Annotated in this window: 20 protein-coding genes, 1 tRNA gene and 1 pseudogene; 12 read left to right on the top strand and 10 right to left on the bottom strand. The window is 65.4% G+C overall.

Annotated features, from left to right (window positions below; translation table 11 throughout):
* The 7 genes from IP83_RS08570 to IP83_RS08540 form a co-directional block, all read left to right on the top strand.
* A partial coding sequence (locus IP83_RS08570; protein ID WP_082364599.1) for a tRNA (guanine(37)-N(1))-methyltransferase occupies nucleotides 1-590 on the top strand: 590 nt, incomplete at its 5' end.
* Nucleotides 591-593: 3 nt separating this feature from the next.
* Nucleotides 594-974: a 50S ribosomal protein L19 gene (rplS, locus tag IP83_RS08565; RefSeq protein ID WP_054121801.1), complete on the top strand. Its 381-nt coding sequence runs from the start codon at nucleotides 594-596 to the stop codon at nucleotides 972-974.
* 123 nt (nucleotides 975-1,097) lie between these two features.
* A complete protein-coding gene (locus IP83_RS08560; RefSeq protein ID WP_054121800.1) occupies nucleotides 1,098-3,356 on the top strand; it encodes a S9 family peptidase in 2,259 nt (752 codons plus the stop codon).
* A 38-nt stretch (nucleotides 3,357-3,394) separates the two neighbouring features.
* Nucleotides 3,395-4,420: an aspartate-semialdehyde dehydrogenase gene (locus IP83_RS08555; protein WP_054121799.1), complete on the top strand. Its 1,026-nt coding sequence runs from the start codon at nucleotides 3,395-3,397 to the stop codon at nucleotides 4,418-4,420.
* A 204-nt stretch (nucleotides 4,421-4,624) separates the two neighbouring features.
* Nucleotides 4,625-5,407, top strand: coding sequence for a sulfite exporter TauE/SafE family protein (locus IP83_RS08550; RefSeq protein ID WP_054121798.1), 783 nt, complete (start codon nucleotides 4,625-4,627; stop codon nucleotides 5,405-5,407).
* Between the two features lie 47 nt (nucleotides 5,408-5,454).
* The gene (locus tag IP83_RS08545) at nucleotides 5,455-6,147 is read left to right on the top strand and encodes an alpha/beta fold hydrolase (RefSeq protein WP_082364598.1); all 693 of its coding nucleotides are present in this window, start codon (nucleotides 5,455-5,457) and stop codon (nucleotides 6,145-6,147) included.
* 81 nt (nucleotides 6,148-6,228) lie between these two features.
* The gene (locus IP83_RS08540; RefSeq protein ID WP_054121796.1) at nucleotides 6,229-8,040 is read left to right on the top strand and encodes a M2 family metallopeptidase; all 1,812 of its coding nucleotides are present in this window, start codon (nucleotides 6,229-6,231) and stop codon (nucleotides 8,038-8,040) included.
* A gap of 410 nt (nucleotides 8,041-8,450) precedes the next feature.
* Here the strand turns inward: IP83_RS08540 and IP83_RS08535 are convergent, their stop codons facing one another.
* Both IP83_RS08535 and IP83_RS08530 read right to left on the bottom strand, forming a co-directional pair.
* Nucleotides 8,451-9,887 carry an AMP nucleosidase gene (locus IP83_RS08535; RefSeq protein ID WP_054121795.1) on the bottom strand — a complete coding sequence of 479 codons (1,437 nt, stop codon included), beginning with the start codon at nucleotides 9,885-9,887 and terminating at the stop codon, nucleotides 8,451-8,453.
* A gap of 44 nt (nucleotides 9,888-9,931) precedes the next feature.
* Nucleotides 9,932-12,091 (bottom strand): penicillin acylase family protein, encoded by a 2,160-nt coding sequence (locus IP83_RS08530; protein WP_054121794.1) that lies wholly within the window; start codon nucleotides 12,089-12,091, stop codon nucleotides 9,932-9,934.
* Between the two features lie 210 nt (nucleotides 12,092-12,301).
* Here IP83_RS08530 and IP83_RS08525 point away from each other — a divergent pair, with 210 nt between their 5' ends.
* Both IP83_RS08525 and IP83_RS08520 read left to right on the top strand, forming a co-directional pair.
* A complete protein-coding gene (locus tag IP83_RS08525; RefSeq protein ID WP_054121793.1) occupies nucleotides 12,302-16,477 on the top strand; it encodes a LamG-like jellyroll fold domain-containing protein in 4,176 nt (1,391 codons plus the stop codon).
* Nucleotides 16,478-16,623: 146 nt separating this feature from the next.
* Nucleotides 16,624-17,166 (top strand): hypothetical protein, encoded by a 543-nt coding sequence (locus IP83_RS08520; RefSeq protein WP_156309635.1) that lies wholly within the window; start codon nucleotides 16,624-16,626, stop codon nucleotides 17,164-17,166.
* 81 nt (nucleotides 17,167-17,247) lie between these two features.
* On the opposite strand, the gene rplI is transcribed toward IP83_RS08520, so the two are convergent.
* The 7 genes from rplI to aroA all read right to left on the bottom strand — a co-directional run bounded on the left by rplI (nucleotide 17,248) and on the right by aroA (nucleotide 22,084).
* Nucleotides 17,248-17,847: a 50S ribosomal protein L9 gene (gene rplI, locus IP83_RS08515; RefSeq protein ID WP_054121791.1), complete on the bottom strand. Its 600-nt coding sequence runs from the start codon at nucleotides 17,845-17,847 to the stop codon at nucleotides 17,248-17,250.
* 12 nt (nucleotides 17,848-17,859) lie between these two features.
* Entirely contained in the window at nucleotides 17,860-18,084 is a 225-nt protein-coding gene (gene rpsR / locus IP83_RS08510) for a 30S ribosomal protein S18 (protein WP_054121790.1), read from the bottom strand.
* Between the two features lie 3 nt (nucleotides 18,085-18,087).
* Nucleotides 18,088-18,450, bottom strand: a complete 363-nt coding sequence (gene rpsF, locus IP83_RS08505; RefSeq protein ID WP_054121789.1) for a 30S ribosomal protein S6 — start codon at nucleotides 18,448-18,450, stop codon at nucleotides 18,088-18,090.
* A 164-nt stretch (nucleotides 18,451-18,614) separates the two neighbouring features.
* Nucleotides 18,615-19,019, bottom strand: coding sequence for a PilZ domain-containing protein (locus IP83_RS08500; RefSeq protein WP_054121788.1), 405 nt, complete (start codon nucleotides 19,017-19,019; stop codon nucleotides 18,615-18,617).
* Nucleotides 19,020-19,093: 74 nt separating this feature from the next.
* Complete coding sequence (locus IP83_RS08495) at nucleotides 19,094-20,053, bottom strand: GNAT family N-acetyltransferase (protein WP_054121787.1); 960 nt, start codon at nucleotides 20,051-20,053, stop codon at nucleotides 19,094-19,096.
* A gap of 49 nt (nucleotides 20,054-20,102) precedes the next feature.
* Nucleotides 20,103-20,726: a (d)CMP kinase gene (gene cmk, locus IP83_RS08490; protein WP_054121786.1), complete on the bottom strand. Its 624-nt coding sequence runs from the start codon at nucleotides 20,724-20,726 to the stop codon at nucleotides 20,103-20,105.
* The gene (gene aroA / locus IP83_RS08485) at nucleotides 20,723-22,084 is read right to left on the bottom strand and encodes a 3-phosphoshikimate 1-carboxyvinyltransferase (RefSeq protein ID WP_054121785.1); all 1,362 of its coding nucleotides are present in this window, start codon (nucleotides 22,082-22,084) and stop codon (nucleotides 20,723-20,725) included. The genes cmk and aroA overlap by 4 nt, the downstream gene beginning before the upstream one ends.
* Before the next feature lie 174 nt (nucleotides 22,085-22,258).
* Here aroA and IP83_RS08480 point away from each other — a divergent pair, with 174 nt between their 5' ends.
* Together IP83_RS08480 and IP83_RS08475 are read left to right on the top strand one after the other, a co-directional pair.
* The gene (locus tag IP83_RS08480) at nucleotides 22,259-22,576 is read left to right on the top strand and encodes an FYDLN acid domain-containing protein (protein WP_054121784.1); all 318 of its coding nucleotides are present in this window, start codon (nucleotides 22,259-22,261) and stop codon (nucleotides 22,574-22,576) included.
* Between the two features lie 175 nt (nucleotides 22,577-22,751).
* Nucleotides 22,752-22,827: transfer RNA gene (locus IP83_RS08475), tRNA-Ala, on the top strand.
* A gap of 12 nt (nucleotides 22,828-22,839) precedes the next feature.
* On the opposite strand, the gene IP83_RS20160 is transcribed toward IP83_RS08475, so the two are convergent.
* On the bottom strand, nucleotides 22,840-23,061 hold the full coding sequence (locus IP83_RS20160; RefSeq protein WP_143146792.1) for a hypothetical protein: 222 nt from the start codon (nucleotides 23,059-23,061) through the stop codon (nucleotides 22,840-22,842).
* Between IP83_RS20160 and IP83_RS08465 the strand changes: the two are divergent.
* Nucleotides 23,054-23,449: pseudogene (locus IP83_RS08465) on the top strand (hypothetical protein); the annotation flags it as partial. The gene IP83_RS20160 and the pseudogene IP83_RS08465 sit on opposite strands and share 8 nt — an antisense overlap.

Raw genomic sequence — 23,449 nt, 5'->3', positions numbered from 1 at the left:
AAGGTGCCGCCAATCCCACCTCCGAAGGTCGGGAATCACCGCACGTGCCCCTCCACCATCCTGCGGATGGTCCCCCTCCCCCGGTGGGGGAGGAACGCCCCGTCATCGCGCTAACCCCGCGCGGCAAACCCCTCACGCAGGCCCGCGTTCGCGAACTTGCAAGCGGTCCAGGCGTCATCCTGCTATGCGGCCGGTTCGAAGGTTTCGACGAGCGCATCTTCGAAGGGCGGGGCGTGGAGGAAGTCTCTGTCGGCGATATCGTGCTCTCCGGAGGCGAACCTGCCGCGCTGATGCTTCTCGATGCTTGCATTCGGCTGCTTCCCGGCGTAATGGGCGCGCCTTCAAGCGGGGCAGAAGAGTCGTTCGAGAACGGCCTCCTCGAGTACCCGCATTATACCCGCCCCCAGGAATGGGAAGGGCGCACGATCCCTGAAGTGCTGCGATCGGGGGATCATGCGAAGATCGCTCAGTGGCGGAAACGTCGGTCTGAGGATGATACTCGGTCACGCAGGCCGGACCTTTGGGAGCGCCACACCGGCGTTCGGGTCCAGTCTGCCTCTGGCGCGCAGCGTGAAGTGCAGGACGATTGAGTCATGAACATCATTCAGCAGCTCGAAGCTGAAGCCATCGCCGAATTCAAGGCGAAGAAGACCATCCCCGATTTCCGCGCGGGCGACACCGTGCGCGTCGGCGTGCGCGTCGTCGAAGGCGAGCGTACCCGCGTCCAGGCCTACGAAGGCGTGTGCATCGCGCGTTCGAACCGCGGCCTCGGCTCGAACTTCACCGTTCGCAAGATCTCGTTCGGCGAAGGCGTGGAGCGCGTGTTCCCGCTCTACTCGCCCAACATCGACAGCATCACCGTGGTCCGCCGCGGCGTGGTGCGTCGTGCCAAGCTCTATTACCTGCGTGGCCGCACCGGCAAGTCGGCGCGTATTGCCGAGCGCAAGACGATTAAAACGACCGCGGAAAGCTGACCGGGGAGGGCCCATAAGCCCACCGCCCGCGGGCACCGCAGCGTGCTTCGAGAGGCGCCCCGGCAAACCAGCCGGGGCGCCTCTTTTCGTTTTGCCATACCGCCGCCAAGGACCATCGCTCCCATGCGACTGCTGACCAGACTGCTTGCCGCGAGCGCGCTGATCGCCGCCGTGCCCGTTCTTGCCGCCGAGACGAAGGATAGTGCCGTGACTGCACCGCAAGCCGCACCTGCGCTGACCCTTGAGCGCGTCTTCGCCAGCCCCAGCCTCGCCGGGCCGGTCCCGCGCGCGGTCAAGCTTTCGCCCGATGGCCGCTATGTCACGGTCCTGCGCAACCGGCCGGATGACCGCGAGCGCTATGACCTCTGGGGCTTCGATCGCAAGGCCGGCGAGTGGCGGATGCTGGTCGATTCGAAGAAGCTCTCCTCCGGCCGCGAGCTTTCCGAAGCCGAGAAGATGCAGCGCGAACGTCAGCGCATCGGCGACTTGAAGGGCATCGTCAGCTATGAATGGACAGCGGACAGCCAAACCGTGCTCGTCCCCATCGATGGTGATCTGATCCTTGCCGGGCTCGATGGTTCGGTTCGCAAGATCGCCGGCACCAAGGGCGGCGAGCTTGATCCCTCGCTGAGCCCCAAGGGTGCGCACGTCGCGTTCCTGCGCGACCAGCGGCTCTACTTCGGCCCGGTTGATGGCAAGTCCGAACCGCAGCCCGTGACCCCCGCCGAAACCGCCGCCACCGTCCACTGGGGCGAGGCCGAGTTCGTCGCGCAGGAGGAAATGAACCGCTTCAAGGGCTACTGGTGGTCGCCCGATGGCGCGCGCCTCGCCGTCGAGCGCTTCGACGAAGCCAAGGTCGGCACCGTCACCCGCGCGGCCATCGGCGCGGACGGCACCAGGACCTTCGAGCAGCGCTATCCCGCCGCCGGCACGCCCAACGCAGACGTCTCGCTCTGGGTGATCGGCGCGGACGGTCAGAGCCGTGTTCAGGTCGACCTCGGGTCCGACAAGGACATCTACCTCGCCCGCGTCGATTGGGCGCCCGACGGCAAGACGCTCTATGTCCAGCGCGAGGACCGCGCCCAGACCCGGCTCGACATGCTCAAGATCGATCCCGCCACCGGCAAAGCCGAGGTCCTTTTCACCGAGACCGCCGCCAAGGGCAGCTGGATCAATCTGTCGGACGGCTACCGCTTCCTTGCCGGTGGCAGCTTGATCTGGACGTCCGAGCGCGACGGCTTTGCGCACCTCTACCACTTCAAGGCGGGCCGGTGGACCCAGCTCACCAAGGGCGAATGGGTTGTCACCGATCTGCTTGGCGTCGATCAGAAGACCGGCCGTGTCACCTTTCTCGGCACGAAGGATGATGTCCTCGCCCCGCAGGTCTATGCCTTCGATCTCAAGCACCCGGACAAGCTCGACCGGCTGACCGATCTCGCCTTCCACAACAGCGCCGCGATGGACCGCAAGGGCCAGACCCTCGTCGTAACCCGCAGCGCCGATGCGCAGCCGCCGCAGTCATACCTTGCGGATGCCACCGGCAAGCGCCTCGCGTGGATCGAGGAAAACCGCGTCGAGGGCTTGCACCCCTACGCGCCCTTCCTCGCCAGCCACCGCAAGGCCGAGTTCGGCACGATCCCGGCGGAAGACGGCACCCCGCTTCACTGGATGATGATCACCCCCCCGCTGGAGCCTGGCAAGCGCTACCCCGTGTTCTCCTACCACTACGGCGGCCCCCACGCGCAGGTCGTTGCCAAGGGCTGGCAGGGTGCACTCGCGCAGGCGATCGTCGACAAGGGCTATATCTACTTCGCCATCGACGGGCGCGGCTCGGACAATCGCGGTGTCGCGTTCGAAAGCGCGTTGGGCCGCGCGATGGGCACCGTTGAAGTGGCGGATCAGCTCGCCGGCGCGCGCTATCTGAAGTCGCTGGCCTTCGTCGATCCGGCGCGGGTGAGCACGTTCGGCTGGTCCTATGGCGGCTACATGACGCTCAAGATGCTGGAACAGCACCCCGGCGAATGGGCCGCGGGTATTGCCGTCGCCCCGGTCACGCGCTGGGAGCTCTACGACACGCATTACACCGAGCGCTATCTCGGCGACCCGAACAAGGAGCCCAAGGTCTATGAAACCTCGGGCGCCCTCAAGGACGCCGCGAAGATCACCGATCCGCTCCTGCTGATCCACGGCATGGCCGACGACAACGTGGTCTTCGAGAACTCGACCGCGCTCATCGCCAAGCTGCAGGGCGAGGCCGTTCCCTTCGAAATGATGCTCTACCCCGGCTTCACCCACCGCATCGGCGGGCCGAAAGTAGCCAAGCATCTCTACGAAACCGTATTCCGCTTCCTCGACCGTCACGGCGTGGGTAGCGGCCAATAACCATCTGGGGCCGCAGAGGCCGCCACAAGGAGAGTACAATGGGTTACCGGGTAGTGGTCGCAGGCGCGACCGGCAATGTCGGGCGCGAGATGCTCAACATCCTCGCCGAGCGCGAGTTCCCCGTCGACGAGATCGCGGCGCTCGCCTCGTCGCGCTCGCAGGGCACCGAGATCGAGTTCGGCGAGACTGGCCGTATGATCAAGGTCCAGAACATCGAGAATTTCGATTTTTCCGGCTGGGACATCGCGCTCTTTGCCATCGGCAGCACCGCAACCCAGGTCCACGCCCCGCGCGCGGCGGCGGCCGGCTGCACGGTGATCGACAATTCCTCGCTCTACCGCATGGACCCCGATGTGCCGCTGATCGTGCCCGAGGTGAACCCCGACGCCATCGACGGCTACAAGGCCAAGAACATCATCGCCAATCCCAACTGCTCGACCGCGCAGATGGTCGTCGCGCTCAAGCCCCTGCACGACAAGGCGACGATCAAGCGCGTCGTCGTCGCGACCTACCAGTCGGTCTCGGGCGCGGGCAAGGAAGGCATGGACGAACTGTTCGAGCAGAGCCGCGCGATCTTCGTCGGCGATCCCATCGAGCCCAAGAAGTTCACCAAGCAGATCGCCTTCAACGTGATCCCGCACATCGACAGCTTCCTCGATGATGGCTCGACCAAGGAAGAGTGGAAGATGGTCGCCGAGACCAAGAAGATCCTCGATCCGAAGATCAAGCTCACGGCCACTTGCGTGCGCGTTCCGGTGTTTGTCGGCCACTCCGAGGCGATCAACATCGAATTCGAGGACGAGATTTCCGCCAAGGAAGCACAGGACATCCTGCGCGAGGCACCCGGCGTCATGCTGATCGACAAGCGCGAGAACGCCGGATACGTCACGCCCATCGAATGCGTCGGCGATTTCGCCACTTTCGTCAGCCGCGTTCGCGAAGACCCGACAGTCGACAGCGGCCTCTCGCTGTGGTGCGTCTCGGACAACCTGCGCAAGGGCGCCGCGCTTAACGCAGTGCAGATCGCCGAACTCCTCGGCCGCCGCCACCTCAAGAAGGGCTGATCCCTTCTTCCTTGGCCCCTCCCCCCGCTCATCCTGAGCTTGTCGAAGGATCGGGGAGGGGTTGGGGAGGGGTGCACACCCACTTCGGCGCAAAGCATTTCCAACCTCTGCGATAGAGATTCTTGCATTGCCGCCGTACCCTTGCGGCCCTAAACCCCGAACCCACGAAAGGGACCCGACCACGGGACCTGCCGGGGGATTGCCATGTTGGCCCACTTCGATCTGCTGCACGGCGTTGCCGGCCTGCTCGTGGGCTTTCTGGTCGGTCTGACCGGTGTCGGCGGCGGTTCGCTGATGACGCCGATCCTCGTGCTGCTGTTCGGCGTCGCGCCCGGCACGGCGGTGGGCACCGACCTCCTCTTCGCCTCCGTCACCAAGATCGCCGGCTCGACCGTCCACGGCAAGCGCGAGACGGTTGACTGGCACATCATGCGCCGCCTTGCGATGGGCAGTGTTCCCGCTGCGGTTGTGACGTTGATCCTGATCTCCGATTTCGGCAAGATGAGCAAAGCATCCAGTCACATCGTCTTGCTTTGCCTCGGCGCCATGCTGATTGTCACCTCGGTCGCCACGCTGTTCCAGAAACAGCTCGCCGTGATGGCCAAGCAGCACGAGCGGCTGGACGACCGGCAGGCATTGATCCCCACCATCCTGCTCGGCGCGCTGCTCGGCGTTGCGGTCACGATCACTTCGGTCGGCGCGGGCGCCATCGGCGTCACCGTTCTCCTCATGCTCTACCCGGCGCTGCGCGTCGCCAAGATCGTCGGCACCGATATTGCCCATGCCGTGCCGCTCACGCTGGTTGCGGGCTTCGGTCACTGGATCATCGGCGATGTCGACATGGCCCTGCTCGCCAGCCTGCTTGTCGGCTCGCTGCCAGGTGCGGTAATAGGCAGCATGCTCTCGTCCCGCTCGCCCGATCACGTGCTGCGCCCTGCGCTGGCCGCCGTCCTCATGGTCTCCGGCATCCGGCTGCTCAGCCAGTGAGCGAGACCTACCCCGGTTTCGACGGTGCCCCCCTCGCGCTCCACCGCATGGGAGAAGGCCGTCCGGTCATCCTGCTCCACGGCCTGTTCTCGTCCGCGCACGTCAACTGGATCAAGTTCGGCACCGCCGCGCAGCTCGCCGCCGCTGGCCTCGAATGCCTTATGCCGGACCTGCGCGCGCATGGTGAGAGCGCCGCGCCGCACGATCCCGCCGCCTATCCGCCCGACGTGCTCGTCCGCGATCTCGAAGCGATGGTCCGCCACTACGGCCTCACCGACTACGACCTCGTCGGCTTCTCGCTCGGCGCCCGCACCGCCGCCCGCGCGGTGATTGGGGGTCTTAAGCCCCGCCGCCTCGTGCTCTCCGGCATGGGCCTCGAAGGCCTCGCCGGCTGGCTGCGGCGGCAGGCTTTCTTCAGCGAAGTGCTCGACAAGTTCGGCACGATCCGTCCGGGCGAACGCGGCTATCCGGCCCAGCAGTTCCTCAAGACGATGGGCACCGATCCCGATGCCGCGCGCCTGCTGCTCGGCACGATGGACGATACCGATCCCGCCACGCTCGCCGCGATCACCATGCCCACGCTCGTCCTCTGCGGCGATCAGGACAACGACAACGGCAGCGCCGATCGCCTTGCCGAAGTGCTCCCCAACGCCCGCCGCTCCACGATCCCCGGCACCCACATGAGCTGCGTGACCGAACCCGCGATGGGCGCCGAACTGGTTTCATTTCTGACCGCTTGACTCCGTTACGGACCTGGCCGACGGACGCGGCAAGGACAGCCGCGGATGCTGTCCAGATCCACTGACCGGAGAGCCAGCCCCATGAAAACACTTGTATCTCTCGCCGCGCTCGCGGCTGCCAGCGTGGCCATGCCCGCGTTCGCCCAGCAGGCCCCCGATGCTGCGTCCGCGCAGGCGTGGATCAAGGCCGCCGACCAGGCCTACTTCGATGAGACCGTCCGTGCCGGCCGCACCCAGTGGGTCTACGAGACCAATATCACCGACGATACCGAAGCCCTCGTCGCCGCCTCCAACGCCGAGCAGAACACCTTCATGGTGAAGACCGCCGCCGAAGCCGCGCGCATGGCCAAGGTCTCCGGCCTCACCGCCGAAGACCAGCGCAAGCTCGTCATGATGCGCACCCAGATCACCAGCCCGGTGCCGACGACCCCCGGCGCGGCGGAAGACTTCGGCACCCGCCAGGCCCGTATCCAGGGCCTCTACGGCAAGGGCCACGGCACGCTGAACGGCTTGGCCGTAAACGGCAGCGATATCGAGGAGGCGATGGGCACCAATCGCAACCCCGATCAGCTCAAGGAAATGTGGCTCTCGTGGCACGACAGCGTCGGCAAGCCGATGAAGGACGACTATGCGAAGATGGTCGAGCTTTCGAACGAGGGCGCGCGCGAACTCGGCTTTGCCGATACCGGCGCGCTGTGGCGCTCGAACTACGATATGGACCCGGCCGCCTTTGCCGCACTTACCGAGAAGATCTGGAACGAAGTCCGCCCGCTCTACGTCCAGCTCCACTGCTACACCCGCACCAAGCTGAACGAGAAGTACGGCGACGCCGTCCAGAAGAAGACCGGCCCGATCCGCGCCGATCTCCTCGGCAACATGTGGGCGCAGGAATGGGGCAATATCTACGACGTGGTCGCCCCCAAGGGCTCGGGCGATCTCGGCTACGATGTCGGCGAACTGCTCGTCGCCAAGGGCTATGATCCGGTCAAGATGGTCAAGGCGGGCGAGGGCTTCTACTCTTCACTCGGCTTTGCGCCGCTGCCCGAGACGTTCTGGCAGCGCTCGCAGATCACCAAGCCGCGCGACCGCGAAGTCGTCTGCCATGCCTCGGCGTGGGATATCGACAACAAGGACGACCTGCGCATCAAGATGTGCACCAAGGTCAACGGCGATGATTTCGTGACGATCCATCACGAACTCGGCCACAACTACTACCAGCGCGCCTACAACCAGCAGCCCTCGCGCTACTACATGGAAGGCGCCAACGACGGTTTCCATGAGGCCATCGGCGATACCATGGCGCTCTCGATCACGCCCGAATACCTCGTCCAGATCGGCCTGATGGGGCGCGACAAGGTCCCCGCGGCGGACAAGGATACCGGCCTCCTGCTGCGTCAGGCGATGGACAAGGTCGCGTTCCTGCCCTTCGGCCTTCTCATCGACCGCTGGCGCTGGGGCGTGTTCGACGGCTCGATCAAGCCGGACAATTACGAAGCCGCTTGGAACCAGATGCGCCTCAAGTATCAGGGCCTCGTGCCCCCGGCGGAACGCCCGGCCGATGCCTTCGATCCCGGCGCCAAGTTCCACATCCCCGCGGTCGTGCCCTACACGCGCTACTTCCTCGCCCGCGTGCTGCAGTTCCAGTTCTATGAGGCGGCGTGCAAGGAAGCCGGCTGGCAGGGCCCGCTTCACCGCTGCAGCTTCTATGGCAACAAGGCCGTCGGCGCGAAGCTCAACGCGATGCTCTCGATGGGCGCCAGCAAGCCGTGGCCTGATGCATTGGAAGCCTTCACCGGCAGCCGCGAAATGAGCGGCAAGGCGATGATCCGCTACTTCGCCCCGCTGCAGAAGTGGCTCGAGGCCCAGAACAAGGGCCAGACCTGCGGCTGGTGATCACTAGATCCTCCCCATTTTTGCCGCAGGCACAAATGGGCCGGACTTCATGACGTCCTCCCCATTTTTCCCGAAGGGACAAATGGGGAGGTGGCCTGCCGCAGGCAGGTCGGAGGGGTAAAAACCATTTTCCTACAGGCCGCGGTTTGAGCCATGCTGGCCATTGCTCTTTGAACCGTGGTTCCTTCCCAAGTGCCGCGCCGCCGATCATCTGCACCGGGTTCCCGGTGAACAGGATCGGTGTGCCGTGCGGCCCGTTTCCAACCCGCTGCGCGCGGGCACTCGCCAGTGCTCGGAGAAAATGCTTTGAAATCAGTGGCGGCGAGGGTTGACAGTTTTCTCTCTGGACTGTGTCAACTGCGTCAACCTATCACCGGAACGGCGGCTCGTTGCCAACCGCCGCAGCCGCGTCAGCGGAACGGCGGCTCGTTGAACGCGCGCAGCTTGCGGCTGTGCAGGCGGGCGCCTTCCGCCCGCAGCAGCGCGCAGGCGGTCGTGCCGATGGCGAGGTGGCTCGAGATCGCCTCCTCGTAGAACCGATTCGCCTGACCCGGCAGCTTGAGCTCGCCATGCAGCGGCTTGTCCGAAACGCACAGCAGCGTCCCATATGGCACGCGGAAGCGATATCCTTGTGCTGCGATGGTTGCACTCTCCATGTCGATCCCCACCGCGCGGCTCAGGCTCAGGCGGCGTGCGGAGTGCGAGTAGCGCAGTTCCCAGTTGCGGTCGTCGGTGGTGACGACGGTGCCGGTGCGCATCCGCCGCTTGAGGTCCGATCCGCCCGCGCCGCTGACGATCTCCGCCGCCCGCGCCAGCGCCACCTGCACTTCGGCGATGGCCGGGATCGGGATTTCCGGCGGCAGCACCGGATCGAGCACGTGGTCGTCGCGCAGGTAGGCGTGGGCGAGCACATAGTCGCCGATCTTCTGCGTCGGGCGCAGGCCGCCGCAGTGGCCGATCATCAGCCACGCCTCGGGCCTCAGGACTGCGAGGTGATCGCAGATCGTCTTGGCGTTCGACGGGCCGACACCGATGTTGACGAGCGTGATTCCGTTGCCGTCCGGCGCGACGAGGTGGTACGCCGGCATCTGGTGCCGCCGCCATGCCGTGTCCGACATGCGGGCGCGGGCATTGTCGACCGGCGCATCGAGATAGAGCCCGCCCGCGCCCGACAGCGCGGTATACTCGCCGGTGCCCAGCTGCTTGCCCGCCCAGTCGACGAACTCGTCGACATAGCGGTGGTAGTTGGTGAACAGGATGTAGCGCTGGAAATCCTCCGGCGGCGTGCCGGTATAGTGGGCCAGCCGCGCAAGGCTGAAATCGGTGCGCAGCCCGTCGAACAGCGAGAGCGGCAGCGGCCCATCGCCGACGTTGTACTCGCCGTCCGCGATCTCGTCGCCGATATGGGCAAGATCGGCATTGGGGAAATGCCGCGCCAGCTCCTGCGGCGTCACGCTTCCCATCTGCGCGCCGAGGCTGCCGTCGAGGACATAGGCGAAGGGGATTTCCTGCCGCGAGACGGCGGCTTCCACCGTCACGTCGAAGCCTTGCAGGATGATCGCGAGCTGCTCGGCAAGGTAGTCGCCAAACAGGTTGGGGCGGGTCACCGTGCAGGCATAAGTGCCTTTCTGCGCGAGGCGGCCGAACGAATGGCCAGTCGGCTCAATGCTCGGCTCGCCCTCGAAGTGGATGCGCAGTTCCGGGTAGCAATAGCTGCCATCGTGCCGCCGCTCGTCCGGCGGCAGCGTGCCCTTGGCGGCGAAAGCCATGACGTCCTCGCGCAGCCGGGCGACCGAGGCGGTGTAGATGCGCGAAAGCTCGTCGAGCACAGAGGCGATATGATCCATGCCCTAGGTGTAACTGCCTGCCGTGACCTTTGGAAGTCATGCGTTCAGCGCATTCGTCTGAGCACCTTGGTCGAGACGATATGGGCCTTCAGGTCCTCCGGATAGAACCACACCTCGCGCAGGTTGCCGCTGGCATAGCGGTCCACCTGATCGCCGAAGTGGGGCGAGGCCGGATCGGCGCTCGTCCCGCCGATGCTGACGGCGCGGGCGCGGACCCTGGGGCCGAACTCGACCACCGCGACAAAGCTGTTGCCGCTGGTGCCATACATCCGCTTCGTCCCCGGATAGCGCGCCGCGCCGAACGAGGCGAGGCTGCCCCAGTTGCCGCTGGCGAACGGGATCGGCGTGCTGGGCTTGGCATCGTCGAAGGTCTGCGTGATCGCCCCATCGTTGCGCTGGTAGCGGTTGAGCGAACTCCACTGCACCTGCCACGAGCCGAAATCGCTGACGAGCCGGTTCACCGCGTCATCGAGCGCGGCAAGGCGGTCGGCATCGGTGATCCGATTGTTCATCCGCTCCCACAGGCTTTCCTCGTCGCTGTCGTCGATCTTCACCACCCGCGCCCACAGCGCCTCGGCAAAACCGACCGCGAGGCTGGTGGCGGTAGAGTTCAGCGCCCACTTGTGGTCCCAGCTCCGCAGCAGCGCGATCGGCCCATCCCGCTTGGTGTCCGACGCGGCAGCGTGCGCGGCGAACAGTGGCGGGAGCAGGCGGTCGAAGGCGGGAAGTGCGGGGTCGTAGGCGGCGGCCATCAGCTTCTCGAGCGTGAAGTCGCTGCGTCCTGTCAGCACGGCGCGGGCGTGGGCTTCGCGCGCGTTCTGGCCCGCTTCATCCATGTAGCGCGGGAAGGCGTCCCGCTTCGGGCTGTCCGCCCCGGCCGCCGTCCACGGCGCGTTGTTCACGTTGAACACCCAGCCGTTCGCGGGATTGAGCACGTTGGGCAGGCTCGAAACCGGATGCAGCCCCTGCCACCGCGCCGCCGGCTTGCTGCCGTCGACGGGCCGGCGCCAGTCAAGGCTGTTGTCGCGGATCGGCACGAACTGCGGGTGCAGGTACGCGATCTCGCCCTTGGTATCGGCGAACAAGGTGTTGTTGCTCGAATTGGCCTGCAAGCCGGCAACCTTGAGAAAGCTTGCCAGATCACTGGTCTTGGTGCGCAGGAAGCTCTGCTCCAGTGCCGGGACCGGCCGGTTCATCAGGCCATAGGCAATCCACTTGCCGCCCTCTTCGCGCACCACTGGGCCGTGCTCGCTGGCATAGGTCGTGAAGCTGCGCTCGGCGAGCGAGCCGTCCGGCTGGCGGACCTTGAGCGTGACGGTCTGGGTGGTGAACGGCTTGACCGCATCGCCCACCTTGTAGGCAGGCGCCTTGCCCGGTTGCTGCACCACCGTTTCGGCAAACTCGTCGACGCGGTCGGACCCAGTTGTCGTGTGCATCCACCCGGCGTTCTGGTTGAACCCCTGATAGATGAAGAACTGCCCCCAGGTCGCCGCGCCATAGGCATTGAGGCCTTCGCCGCTGGTGACCTGCTGTTCGGCGCGGAAGTAGAAGCTGGTGTGGGGGTTTATCAGCAGCAGCGCGTGCCCGCCCGCCGTACGCGATGGCGCGATGGCGATGCCGTTGGAGCCCGCCGGTTCCTTCAGGCGGCGGCCGAGTTCGTCGTCGGTCATCGCAACCTTGCGCGCGCCGTAGAAGGCCTCGACCTGCGAGACCGGCACGCGTTCGATATCGCCGCCGATGCTGCCTTCGGTGAAGCTCAATGCCATCCACGGCTCGAAATGCGTCAACACTCGGGGTTTAACTTCGGGATGATCGGCGAGGTAGGCGTTGAGCCCGGCGGCCCATGCATCCATCAGCTTGCGCAGCCAGGCCGGGCTCTTCGCATAGTCCGCGTTGAGCACGGCGGGATCGATCCACAGACGCTGGCGCAAGTCCTGCCAGAGAGCGCTTTCCCCTTCCGCCTCGGCCAGCCGGCCCAGGTTGACGAGGTAGTTGCGCTCGATTCGCGGGAAGTCATCCTCCGCTTGTGCATAGATCATCCCGTAGACAGCGTCCGCATCGGTCCTTCCCGAGATATGCGCGATACCCCACTCATCGCGTTCGATTTTCGCTTCGCCGATTATTTCGGAACTTTTCGCTGCAGCGTTAACGGGAGCCGCTCCGACAAGGAGTGCAGCAGCTGCGACGGCTTGCGTGAATTTCATGAAATGCTCCCGATCAACTTTACTGGAAATGCTCTGTCAAATCATTGGAATCAAATGGTGATATACTGGAAAGTGGTTGTCTGCATTTCTGTCGGGTGCGGCGTTCTTTAAGCGAATGGGTTAACGCCTTAGGGCTTTCCCGCAGTCATTTACCTTAAAACGCCATTGGGCATGCTCCGAACATAAGCGGGAAAACCAAGGAGATGCGCAATGGGGATCATGGGGACTACGGGCACCGGTCTCGACCGCGCCATAACGCTGATTGCCGACGATTACGGCCTCAACATGGGTTCTTCGGCTGCGGCGATCCGCGAAGGGGCGGCAGCGGCCGATGGCATGAACGGGCTGATCGTCAGCGCGATCAAGACACTCGGCCTTGCCAATGATGGCGACATCTCCGTCTCCGACATCTATTCGCTCAACTCCTACTTGCGCTCGAACAGCTTCACCAAGTTCACCGCACTCTATGGCAGGTCCACAAACGGCGTCGAGACCGGATTCCAGCGTGTTTCCGGAGAGGGTGCCGTCACCCGCCTGTTCGACCAGGCCGGGGTCGACCGGGTGCTGGACGGGATCTACGAACTGGCGTTCGAGATCCGCGACGGGCACCTCACCTCGCCGCGCAATTTCTGGGGACCGGGGGTCGACGATGTCGCGCATTGGCTCGATACGCTGCTGGCGCCCGAACTTGCAGCTGGTACGCTCAAGAACAGCAAGGCCGATCCACAGGCGCACGGCACCACCGGCACCGGGCTCGACCTGCTGATCGAGCGGCTGGTGGATGACATCGGCCTCAATCACCGCATCTCGCAGAAAGAGATCAACGACGCAGCCAAGGCCGCCGACGGCATGGCCAGGATCCTCATCCAGGCGATCCGGGAAACCGGCGTCGCCGACGACCGGCAGATCGACCAGATGGACATGGTCGACGTCAACCGCTGGATCAGGGCCAACAAGCTGGCCGAGTGGACAACGCTCCACGGCGATGATGAAGGCCCGTTCGAGAGCGGCTTCCACACCGCGCGCGGAGACGGCGGGCGCGAGTATATCTTCGGCGATCTGGCGGTCGATACGGTTGCCGATGGCGTGTTCCACAGTGGCTTCAAGATCGAGGGCGACCGCTTCCAGAACGAGGACGGCGACGCCGCCACGCGGATCAGCGATGCATCGGACTGGATCAGCATCCTGCTGGCGAAGGATCTTGCTTCCGGCGCGCTTCAGTCGGGCCGTGGTCCGGTCGATGCGGCAACGCTGAAGACCAGCGTGGTGTTCAGCCGGGCGGCCGTGGTGACCGATGACGGCACCAAGGGCGCGCTGGATCTGGGCAAGCCGTCTGGAACGGCGCTGACCGCGGGGACCATCGCGCTCGATTTCACCGCCAATCACCCCGACGATGGCGCCACCCATGTGGTGTTCTCGAAGGACGGCGCGTCGAATGCGGCGGGGGATATCACGGCCTTCATCCGCGATGGGGAACTCTATGTGATCCTGCAGGATGGCAAGCAGGACCGCTGGATCAAGGCCGAAGACGTGACCATCGAAGCGGGCCGCCAGTATTCGCTTGCGGTCACCTTCGGGCCGGACGGGCTGGGCCTGTTCCTCGACGGCAAGCGCGTCGGCGCGGATGTCGATGCGGTGACCGGGCTGGCTGCCAACACCCGAAACCTTGCGCTGGGGGCTGGTACCTGGGGCCGGAATTCGAGCCATCCGAGCCAGCTGGACAGCCACCTCGACGGGAAGGTTGGCAATCTCGCGGTCTACAACCGCGTGCTGGACGCTTTCGAGCTGCGTGCGATCAACACTTCGGGTGCCTTGCCGAGCCAATGGAATGGCGCAGCCGCAATCGAGGGTGACCAACCTGCGGTTCGCGCGGGCACCGGTCTCAAGGGCGAAGTATTCGACCGCGGCACGACCTTTGACTCGATCGACGATCTCATCGCGCAAACCGCCACGAAATCGGCCAATTTCCACCTCGGCGCGAGGACAGTGAACTTTGGCGGGTTTGACGAGGTCAGGACGCTGGGCGAATTCCTTGATGGCAAGGCGGTCCTTACCGATGGCGGCGCCGATACGGCGATGAACACCATCGGCCTCCGGCTGCAGGGGTATGTCTGGCTCGACAAGGGGAAGCACCTCGTCAACGTGCGCTCGGACGACGGATTCCTGCTCAAGCTCGGCGGCGACGAGCTTTCCAGCTATGCGTGGGGTCGGGGCTTTTCCGGCACGAGCAAGACGATCGATGTGGCCAAGTCGGGGCTCTATGCGATCGATCTGTTCTACTTCGACAACAACGGTGCCGAAGGCCTGCGGCTGGAGCTCGACGGCAATCCGGTCGGCGCGGACAGGTTCTACGCCTCGATCGACGACTACACGGCTGCGCTGGCGGCGAACGGGCCCATGCCGGCGGGCGGCTTGCCCTACGCCTATGATGGCCCGGTCGGCACCACCGGCACCGGTCTCGACAAGCTGATCCAGATGATCGGCGAGGATGACGGCCTCAGGAACAACATTTCCGCGCTGCAGATCCGCGGCGGGGCGGCGGCGGCCGACAAGATCAATCACATCATCGTCGATGCGATCCAGGCGACCGGCGCGCTTGACGATGGCCACCTCACCGTTGCCGAGACCTATGAGCTTTCCGACTGGATCCACGCCAACCGCAAGGCGGAGTTCATTGCCGCCCATGGCGATGACGAGAACGGTATCGAGACCGGCTTCCACCTCGTTCAGGGCGACGGCGGGGCGAGCTACCTGCTTGGCGAGGAAGCCGTGAACACGGTGATGGACGGCATCTACCACATCGGCTTCGACACCACGGGTGACCGCTTCGTCAACGAGGACGGCAACGCCAACGCGCGTGTCGAGACGGTGACCTACTGGCTCAACGAACTGCTCGGCACGACCCCGCTGCCGCCGCCGGGCGCCGGGATCGCACCGCTGGTTGGCAGCGCTGCGAAACCCGATGTCACGGTTACGCAAGGTCTGAATGTCACCCTCGCTCCAAGCGCAAGGAACCTAACCTTGTCCGGAACCGCGATGAACGGTGCGGGCAATGCTGCCGACAACAAGCTCATCGGCAATGAGCAGGCCAACATGCTTGAGGGCGGTTCGGGTAACGACACGCTGACCGGCAATGGCGGCAATGATACGCTCATGGGTGGTCTTGGTGCTGATGTGATGTCAGGCGGTCTTGGCGACGACACATACTACGTCGAAAATCTCGGCGATGTGGTGACGGAAACCGCAGATCCACGCGGTGGCCTCGATACCGTAGTCATCAACGGCAGCGCGGTGACCAGTTATACGCTGGGCGCCTACGTCGAAGATCTGACCTTTAACGTGTCGGTGTCGGTCAAGGCGACCGGCAATTCGCTCGACAATGTGATCCGCGGTGGGTCGGCGAGCGACACCATCAGCGGGGGTGACGGCAACGACAGCCTCTACGCCGCAAGCGGCAACGATATCCTTGACGGCGGCAATGGTAACGACCTGCTTGACGGCAGTGCGGGCGCGGATGTGATGACGGGCGGCCTCGGCAACGACACCTATGTGGTCGACAGCGTCAACGACAAGATCATTGAACTGGCCGGGCAGGGCACTGACACGGTGGTATCGTCGATCAGCTATACGCTGGGCGATACGCTCGAGAATCTGACTCTCCGCGGGAGCGCCTATTCGGCCACTGGCAATGCGCTTTCCAACACGATCACCGGCAACGACGGAAAGAACCTCATCGACGGGAGGGCTGGTGCGGACACGATGATCGGTCGCGGCGGGGACGACGTCTATGTGGTCGACAACGCAGGCGACAAGGTCATCGAGGACGCGAACGGCGGCAAGGATGTTGTCAAGGCGTCTGTGAGCTTCACCCTGTCCGCCAATGTCGAACAGTTGCAGCTTACCGGCATCGCCGCGATCAACGGCACCGGCAACAGCGGTGCCGACTGGATTGGCGGCAATGATGCGGCGAATACGCTCAATGGTGCGGCCGGCAACGACACATTGCGCGGCAACGGTGGCGCGGATGTGCTGATCGGGGGGATCGGCCGTGATTTCAGCTTCGGTGGCGCTGGGGCGGACCGCTTCGTGTTCAGCAGCCTTGGCGATTCGACAGTTGAGGACAAGGGGCGGGACCAGATCCTCGACTTCTCACGCTCGGACGGTGACCTGATCGACCTTGCCAAGATCGATGCCAACGGTGCCGATGCGGGCGAGGGCGCGTTCAAGCTCCTGAGCGCTTTCGACGGCACTCATGGTGCGCTGACGGTGGCAGCGCAGGGCACCCAGTGGCTAGTCCAGGGCGACGTGAACGGTGACAAGTTGGCCGATTTTGCCATCCTTGTGACCAGCGCGACCGCGCTCGTGGCGGCCGACTTCGTGATGTGATGCCAGGGGCAGGGATGGCCGGTCGCACCGCGTGCCATCCCTGCCGACTTCGGGCCAGCTCGCCGAAACGCATTCCAACCGCTTGTTAAGCGATGCCGCCTATCGTGCTTGCCAGAGCCATCTGCCGGTCTTGCAAGGAACGCTGCATGCCCCGAATTACGTCAAGGCTGCGCGTGGTCGCCGCTGCCGCGCTTGCCTTCGCCTTGACCGGCGGGCCGGCATTTGCCGAGAATGTGGGCCGATGGGAATGCCATACCGGCTATGGCGAGAATGACCGGATCATCGTTCCGGAAGGGCGGGCGATCAGCGGGCATATCCAATTCGTCGATGGCGTTTTCGGGCCCGACCGGATGCCGCGCGCCGAAATCGCGCTGCGAGTCGCAGTTCCGCCGGGTGAGGGCGGATGCGGTTGCACCGGATTGCTCGCCTTTCTGGTGCCAAAGCCGGAAGGCGGCCTCAAGGTCCAGTTCGAGGTGCATGGCAACGGCAACGCAGAACCGTTCGCGCAGGCCAAACCCGGCGTGCCGATCACGTTTCGGGTCGCCGTGAAGGACGGCGTGCTTACGATTTCGATGGGGAAGACCGATCCGGTGACCAAGACCCTGAGACTGCGCTATCCGCCGGCGGGGCCGCTGAACGTCTCGTGTTCCGGCGCCAATGTTGTCTTCTCGGATCTCGAGCTGGAATGAGCTAAAGCTCGGTGTGACGCCCACGAAAAAGGGGCGCTCCCTTGCGGAGGCGCCCCTCTTTCATTGCCTTGATCTCTGGCCTCAGGCGTCCGCGTCGGCGGCGCGCTCTTCGAGCAGGTCGGCCGGGATTTCGCCCGGTTCGGCGTTGGGATCGTATTCCTCGGTGAAGCCACCGACTTCGGTATCGAACATCGCGTCGATGACGTCGACGCCCTGCGACTGCAGCGCGGCTTCGTCGGGCGAACGGGCGACGTTGACCTTGACCGTCACGCTCACTTCAGGGTGCAGCGCGACCTTCACGGTCGAGATGCCGATGGTCTTGATCGGGCGTTCCAGCACCACCATCGACTTCGTCACCTTGGCGCCCTGTTCGACCAGCGCGTCGACGATGTCGCGCACCGAAACCGAACCATAAAGCTGGCCGGCGTTGGACGAAGCGCGGATGAGCACGACTTCCTTGCCTTCGACGTTGCCGGCTTCGGCCTGGGCATCGGCGCGGCGGGCCGCGTTGTCAGCTTCGATCTTGGCGCGGTTGGCTTCGAAGACCTTGCGGTTGGCTTCGTTGGCGCGGAGAGCCTTCTTGTTGGGCAGCAGGAAGTTGCGCGCGTAGCCGTCCTTGACGGTCACGACGTCGCCGATGGAGCCCAGCTTCTCGATGCGCTCGAGCAGGATGATCTGCATGTCTCGCGCTCCTTACTTGACGATGTACGGAAGCAGGCCGATGTGCCGGGCGCGCTTGATCGCCTGGCCCAGCTCACGCTGCTTCTTTGCCGAAACGGCGGTGATGCGCGACGGCACGATCTTGCCACGCTCGGACATGAAGCCCTGAAGCAGGCGCACGTCCTTGTAGTCGATGACAGGGGCGCCCTTGCCCGAGAACGGGCACGACTTGCGGCGACGGAAAAACGGACGAGCCATGGCTTATTCCCCTTCGCGTTCGCGGCGGCGGGTCCGCTCGCGGTCGTTCTTGCGCATCATCACCGAGGGGCCGGCTTCGTGTGCGTCGACGCGCACGGTCATGAAGCGGATCACGTCCTCGTTGATCGCAGTCTGGCGCTCGAGCTCGGCCACGACGCCGGCGGGGGCATCGATGTCGAGCAGCACGAAGTGCGCCTTGCGGTTCTTCTGGATCTTGTACGCCAGCGAACGCAGACCCCAGGTCTCGGTCTTGACGACCTTCCCGTTGCCCTGTTCGACGATTTCGGTGGCGGTGGCGGCAAGCGCGTCAACCTGAGCCTGGCTCAGATCCTGACGCGCAAGGAAAACATGCTCGTAAAGCGGCATGGGGCCTTGCGTCCTTCATCAATCTAACCGATCGCTGGCTGATCCGCGGTATTGCGGGGCCCCTCCGGCTTTCTTCAAGTTCCCGCGGACGAGACCGTCGCCCCGCCCGCGGAAGCGCTGGCCCTTAGCGGGAATCGGCGAAGATGCAAGGTGAAAGTGGACTTTCAGGCCGCGTGGCGCGCCGGCGGCACGGCGGGCTTGGCTTGTGCGGCGGCATCCGTTTCGGGCCGGCCCAGTTCCAGCCGCTGCAGATGGCCGATCGCGAAGTCCGCGACAAGGTTTGCAAACACGTTCTCGTGCAGCGGGAGTTCGAACTCCAGCCCCGACGTCTTGTCTTCCGACCACGCGACGAATGCCACCTTGGGTGCAAGTTCGGGGAGGAACAGCGTGACGACGTCGCCGATGCGCTGGCGCGGAATGCCTTCGATGCGGGCGCCATGCGTGGTCATGTCCTTAAGCATGACCGTTGACCGCGTAACGCCATGCTTGCACCGCACCGGAAGCTCGAAACCCACGCGCCGCGCGCGTCGGTGATTGATATTCTCCACGCCCTCGTAGTCTTCGAACATGGCCTGCTCCTGCCGCCGGTTTACCACTTGCATTCAGAACGGCGGCAATTCGGCAGGCTTCAGGCCATACGCACTTATGCGGGCGCAGCGGGGTTGTAGCGCATGGCCACGTCGCAGCGGGCATAGCGCGTACCGTAATCAGCCATGATCCCGGCGTCGTGGCGGAAACCCAGCTTTTCGTAGAGGTGGATCGCTGCTGCGCAGGTGTGGTTGGTGAGGAGGTAGAGCGGATCGGCGCCCATGCGCTGGGCCCGGGCAATAGCAGCCGCCAGCAGGAATGCCCCTGCGCCAAGGCCCCGCGCGCTTTCGAGCACGCCCATCTTGGTCAGCTCATAACCGCCGCCGCCGGTCGGCTTGAGTGCGCAAGTCCCGACCACGCCGAGCCCATCCGCCTCGACGAACAGGATGGTGCCGCCTGCGTCGATGATCTTCTCGCGCGGGTTCTCGAGCACTTCGCGGTCGACCGGCTCGAGCACGAACATCGCGCTGATCCATTCGGCATTGATGTCATGGAACGCCTGCGCGAGATCGTCAGAGTATTCGCGCAAGCGCAGTGCGGTCTTGCGGGGCGGACGGGCGCGGTCGAGCAGCGAGCGTTCGGTGAGGGCATCCTCGATCTGTTCGACGGTGGTGAGAAAATCGCCGGGGACCGACGCGAGCAGCGCTTCCACTGCGCCGCCGATGCGCGGCCAGACTTCGGTGACCGCTGCGGCGTGGGCCGCCTCGCCGTCTGGCGTGAGCGAGACGAGGCGCCGGCGCTGGTCGCGACCGGTGACGGTATCGACAAGGCCGAGTTGCGCCATCTGGCCCACCGCGCGCGTCACGCCCGGCTGGCTGGTGCCGACGGCGGCGACCAGCTGGCTCACACTCTGCGGTCCCCGAGCTAGCGCGGCGAGCAGCGCCATGTGGCCCGGTTGGCAGGGGAGGTCCGCGTCGGCGATGGCGATGGCGGCCTCGGCCTGCATCCGCTCGGCCAGCCGCTTGAGGCGGCTGCCAAGGAAAACGGGCCCGGCCTCGCGCAGGATATCGATCATCTGCTCTCTCCCATAACGCGTTATATATCGCGTTATGGGAGGGGCGATGTCAAGCCTTTCGCTGCTTCTCGACGAGTGCGATCGCCGCCGCGATGGCGGCCTCGATCGGAAGGGCGGAGGTGTCGAGGAGTTCGGCACCTTCGGCCTGGCGCAGCGGCGCCGCGGCGCGGTTGCGGTCCCGCTCGTCGCGGGCGGCAAGGTCGGCCTCGATGGCCTCGCGCGTCACGTCCTCGCCGCGCTTTTGCATTTCGGCCCAGCGCCGCAGCGCACGGGCGGCGACGCTGGCGGTGACGAACAGCTTGGCCTCGGCCTCGGGCGCGATCACCGTGGCGATATCGCGGCCGTCGAGCACGGCGCCGCCGGGCTGGCGGGCGAAGGCCTGCTGGCGCGCGAGCAGCGCGGCGCGCACGGCGGGATGGATCGACACGCGGCTGGCGAGCGCGCCGGTCTCCTCGCTGCGCAAGGCATCGTCGGCAAGCAGGATTTCCGGAAAGTCGGCGGCGGCAAGAGCCTGGTCCGGATCGTCGGGATTGCCTCCGGTCAGGAACACCTGGCGACCGACTGCGCGGTAGAGCAGGCCGGTGTCGAGGTGCGGCAGGCCGTAGTGCGCGGCGAGCGCCTTGGCGATGGTGCCTTTGCCCGAAGCGGTGGGACCGTCGATGGCGATGATCATGCGGCGTCTCCTGCCTGTGCGGTAGCCTTTGCCAACAGCGCTTCGAACACGGGGAAGCTGGTGGCGATAGGGCGAGTGTCGTCGATGTCAACGCCGGCGCGGCTGGCGAGGCCGGCCACGGCCATGCTCATGGCAATGCGGTGATCGAGGTGGGTGGCGACAGGCTGATTGTTGGCCCCTCGCAGTGGTTCCCCTCCGGTCCCGTCGATGATCAGGCCGTCCTCGGTTTCCGTCACTGTCGCGCCGGCCTGTTCCAGCGCCACGCGCATCACGGTGATGCGGTCGCTTTCCTTGACCCGAAGCTCTTCGAGGCCGGTGGTGACTGTGCGCCCGTTCGCAAGGGCTGCTGCCACGAACAGCACCGGAAACTCGTCCACCATGCTCGGCACAACCGCTGGATCGACGGCGATGCCGGTGAGCGCCGAGTGGCGCACGCGCAAGTCCGCGACCGGCTCGCCGCCGACATCGCGCCGGTCCACTTCCTCGATCTGGCCGCCCATGTCGCGCAGCACGTCAAACAGCGCGGCACGGGTGGGGTTGAGGCCGACGTTCTCGATCACGAGGTCCGAGCCCGGGACAAGTAGAGCCGCGACGACGAAGAACGCGGCGGAGGAGGGATCGCCGGGGACTTCGATGGTCTGGGGCCTCAGTTCCGCCTCGCCGGTGAGGTGGATGGTGCGCGTGCCGTCCGCCGCGACTTCCACCGAAAGATCGGCGCCGAAGCCCTTCAGCATGCGCTCGGAGTGGTCGCGGGTCGGCACCGGTTCGACGACCGTGGTGATCCCCGGCGTGTTGAGCCCCGCCAGCAGCACCGCGCTCTTCACCTGCGCCGATGCGACCGGCAGGCGGTAGGAGATTGGTACCGCGGGGCTGATCCCGCGCAAGGTGAGGGGGAGGCGTCCGCCCGGGGCGGCGGTGAAGTCCGCGCCCATCTGCGAGAGCGGATCGATCACGCGGCCCATCGGACGCTTCGACAGGCTGGCATCGCCGATGAACGTCGCGGTGATCGGATGGCTGGCGACGAGACCCATCAGCAGCCGGGTCGAGGTGCCTGAATTGCCCATGTCGAGCGCCTGCCTGGGCTGGAGCAGGCCGCCGACGCCGACGCCGTCGATCACCCATTCGCCAGAGGACAGGCGGTCGATCGTGGCGCCCATCGCGCGCATGGCGGCGGCGGTGGACATCACGTCCTCGCCTTCTAGCAGCCCGGTGACCCGCGTCCGGCCCACCGCCAGCGCGCCAAGCATGATCGAGCGGTGGCTGATCGACTTGTCGCCGGGGACGCGGATCCGCCCGGTCAGCGGCCCGGCGGCGCTGAAGCGGCGGGGGCGCGGGGCGGAGTTTTCGGCTGCATGCACTTTGGCGGGTCTTTCCGGGGTCTGGCTGGGTCGGGGAAGCGGGCGCGCTTTTGACAGCGCCCCGCGCCTATGGCAAGGCGCGCGCCGCGCTTGATTCCCGGATCACCAGTCCCCATCAAGCAGAGCCATCGAGCCGCCCGCGTCTGCTGCGGGCGCCAGACTTAAGGATTACGCATGGTCAAGCCTGAATGGGGCGCAAAGCACGGCTGCCCGAAGTGCGGCACCCGCTTCTATGATTTGGGCAAGGATGACCCGGTCACCTGCGTCGAGTGCAAGTACAGCTGGACGCCCGAGCCGGTGCTCAAGTCGAAGCAGCCGATCCCCTACGAGGAGATCCAGAAGGAGAAGGCCGACGTCGCGCCCGACGTCGATCTGGCCGACGAGGATCTCGACATCGACGAGGATGCCGATTCGCCGGACAACGACGTCGATCTTGGCGGCGACGACGATCTGGGCGTCCCCGGCCACGACGGCGAGGACGAGGAAGTCTGACGTTTCCACGCGCCGGAGCGCCCCGCGGCCTGATCGCGCGGCGCTCCGGCGGGTGAATTTCTTCTGGTGCAAATTTTGTGTTGCCAGCAGGGTGGGCCTCGCATAAAGGCGCGGTCCTCCGGCGGAACACCTGCCGGACCGCAGTGCCTCCAGCGGCACTTCGCGAAATGGATATGGGGCCTTAGCTCAGCTGGGAGAGCGCCTGCATGGCATGCAGGAGGTCAGCGGTTCGATCCCGCTAGGCTCCACCATTTCCCCCTTCTTCACATCGGCAGATCAGGCTCGGCGCGGCGCAATTGCGTGGTGCGCGGATTGCCTTGCCATTGACGCACATCACACCCCTGCCTAGGCATGCGCGCTATCGGGTTCATCGGCGGTACAACGGATCGCCGCATAACAAAGGCCTTGCAGCGGCGGACAATGCTCCGGATCGAACGGAAGCAGGCGGCGCCGCGCAGATCAGGGGTGCCATTGGTGATGAACACGTCTCGTTCCGCTTTCTGCCACCGGCTCGGCACGGCGCTTGGCATTCTTGCCTGCGGCTGCCTCGCGGCGACGCATGCCAGCGCGCAGTTCGGGGGCTTCAGCATGCCCTCGCTGCCGAGTGTGCCGTCCAGTTCGTCGAAGAGCTCGGACGGTTGCCCCAAGGGCAAGAGCAAGAGCGAAGGCTCGGCGGTGCTGGGCGGCCTCATCGGGCAGGGCCTTGGCCGCGCGGCGGGTTCGGCGGGGGTTTCGAGCTACTTTCCGATCTCCGAAGTGGCGGGCACGCTGACCAATGCCATTGCCTGCAAGCTCGATCCCGCCGAGCAGAAGCAGGCCGCCAACGCGACGATCGAGGCGACCCGCGGCGAGGCGGGGGATGCCGCGCCCCCG

It is taken from the genome of Novosphingobium sp. AAP93, assembly GCF_001296055.1.
Lineage (GTDB): Bacteria > Pseudomonadota > Alphaproteobacteria > Sphingomonadales > Sphingomonadaceae > Novosphingobium.
The sequence above is the reverse complement of the archived record's forward strand: the minus strand, read 5'-3'. Positions and strand labels throughout refer to the sequence as shown.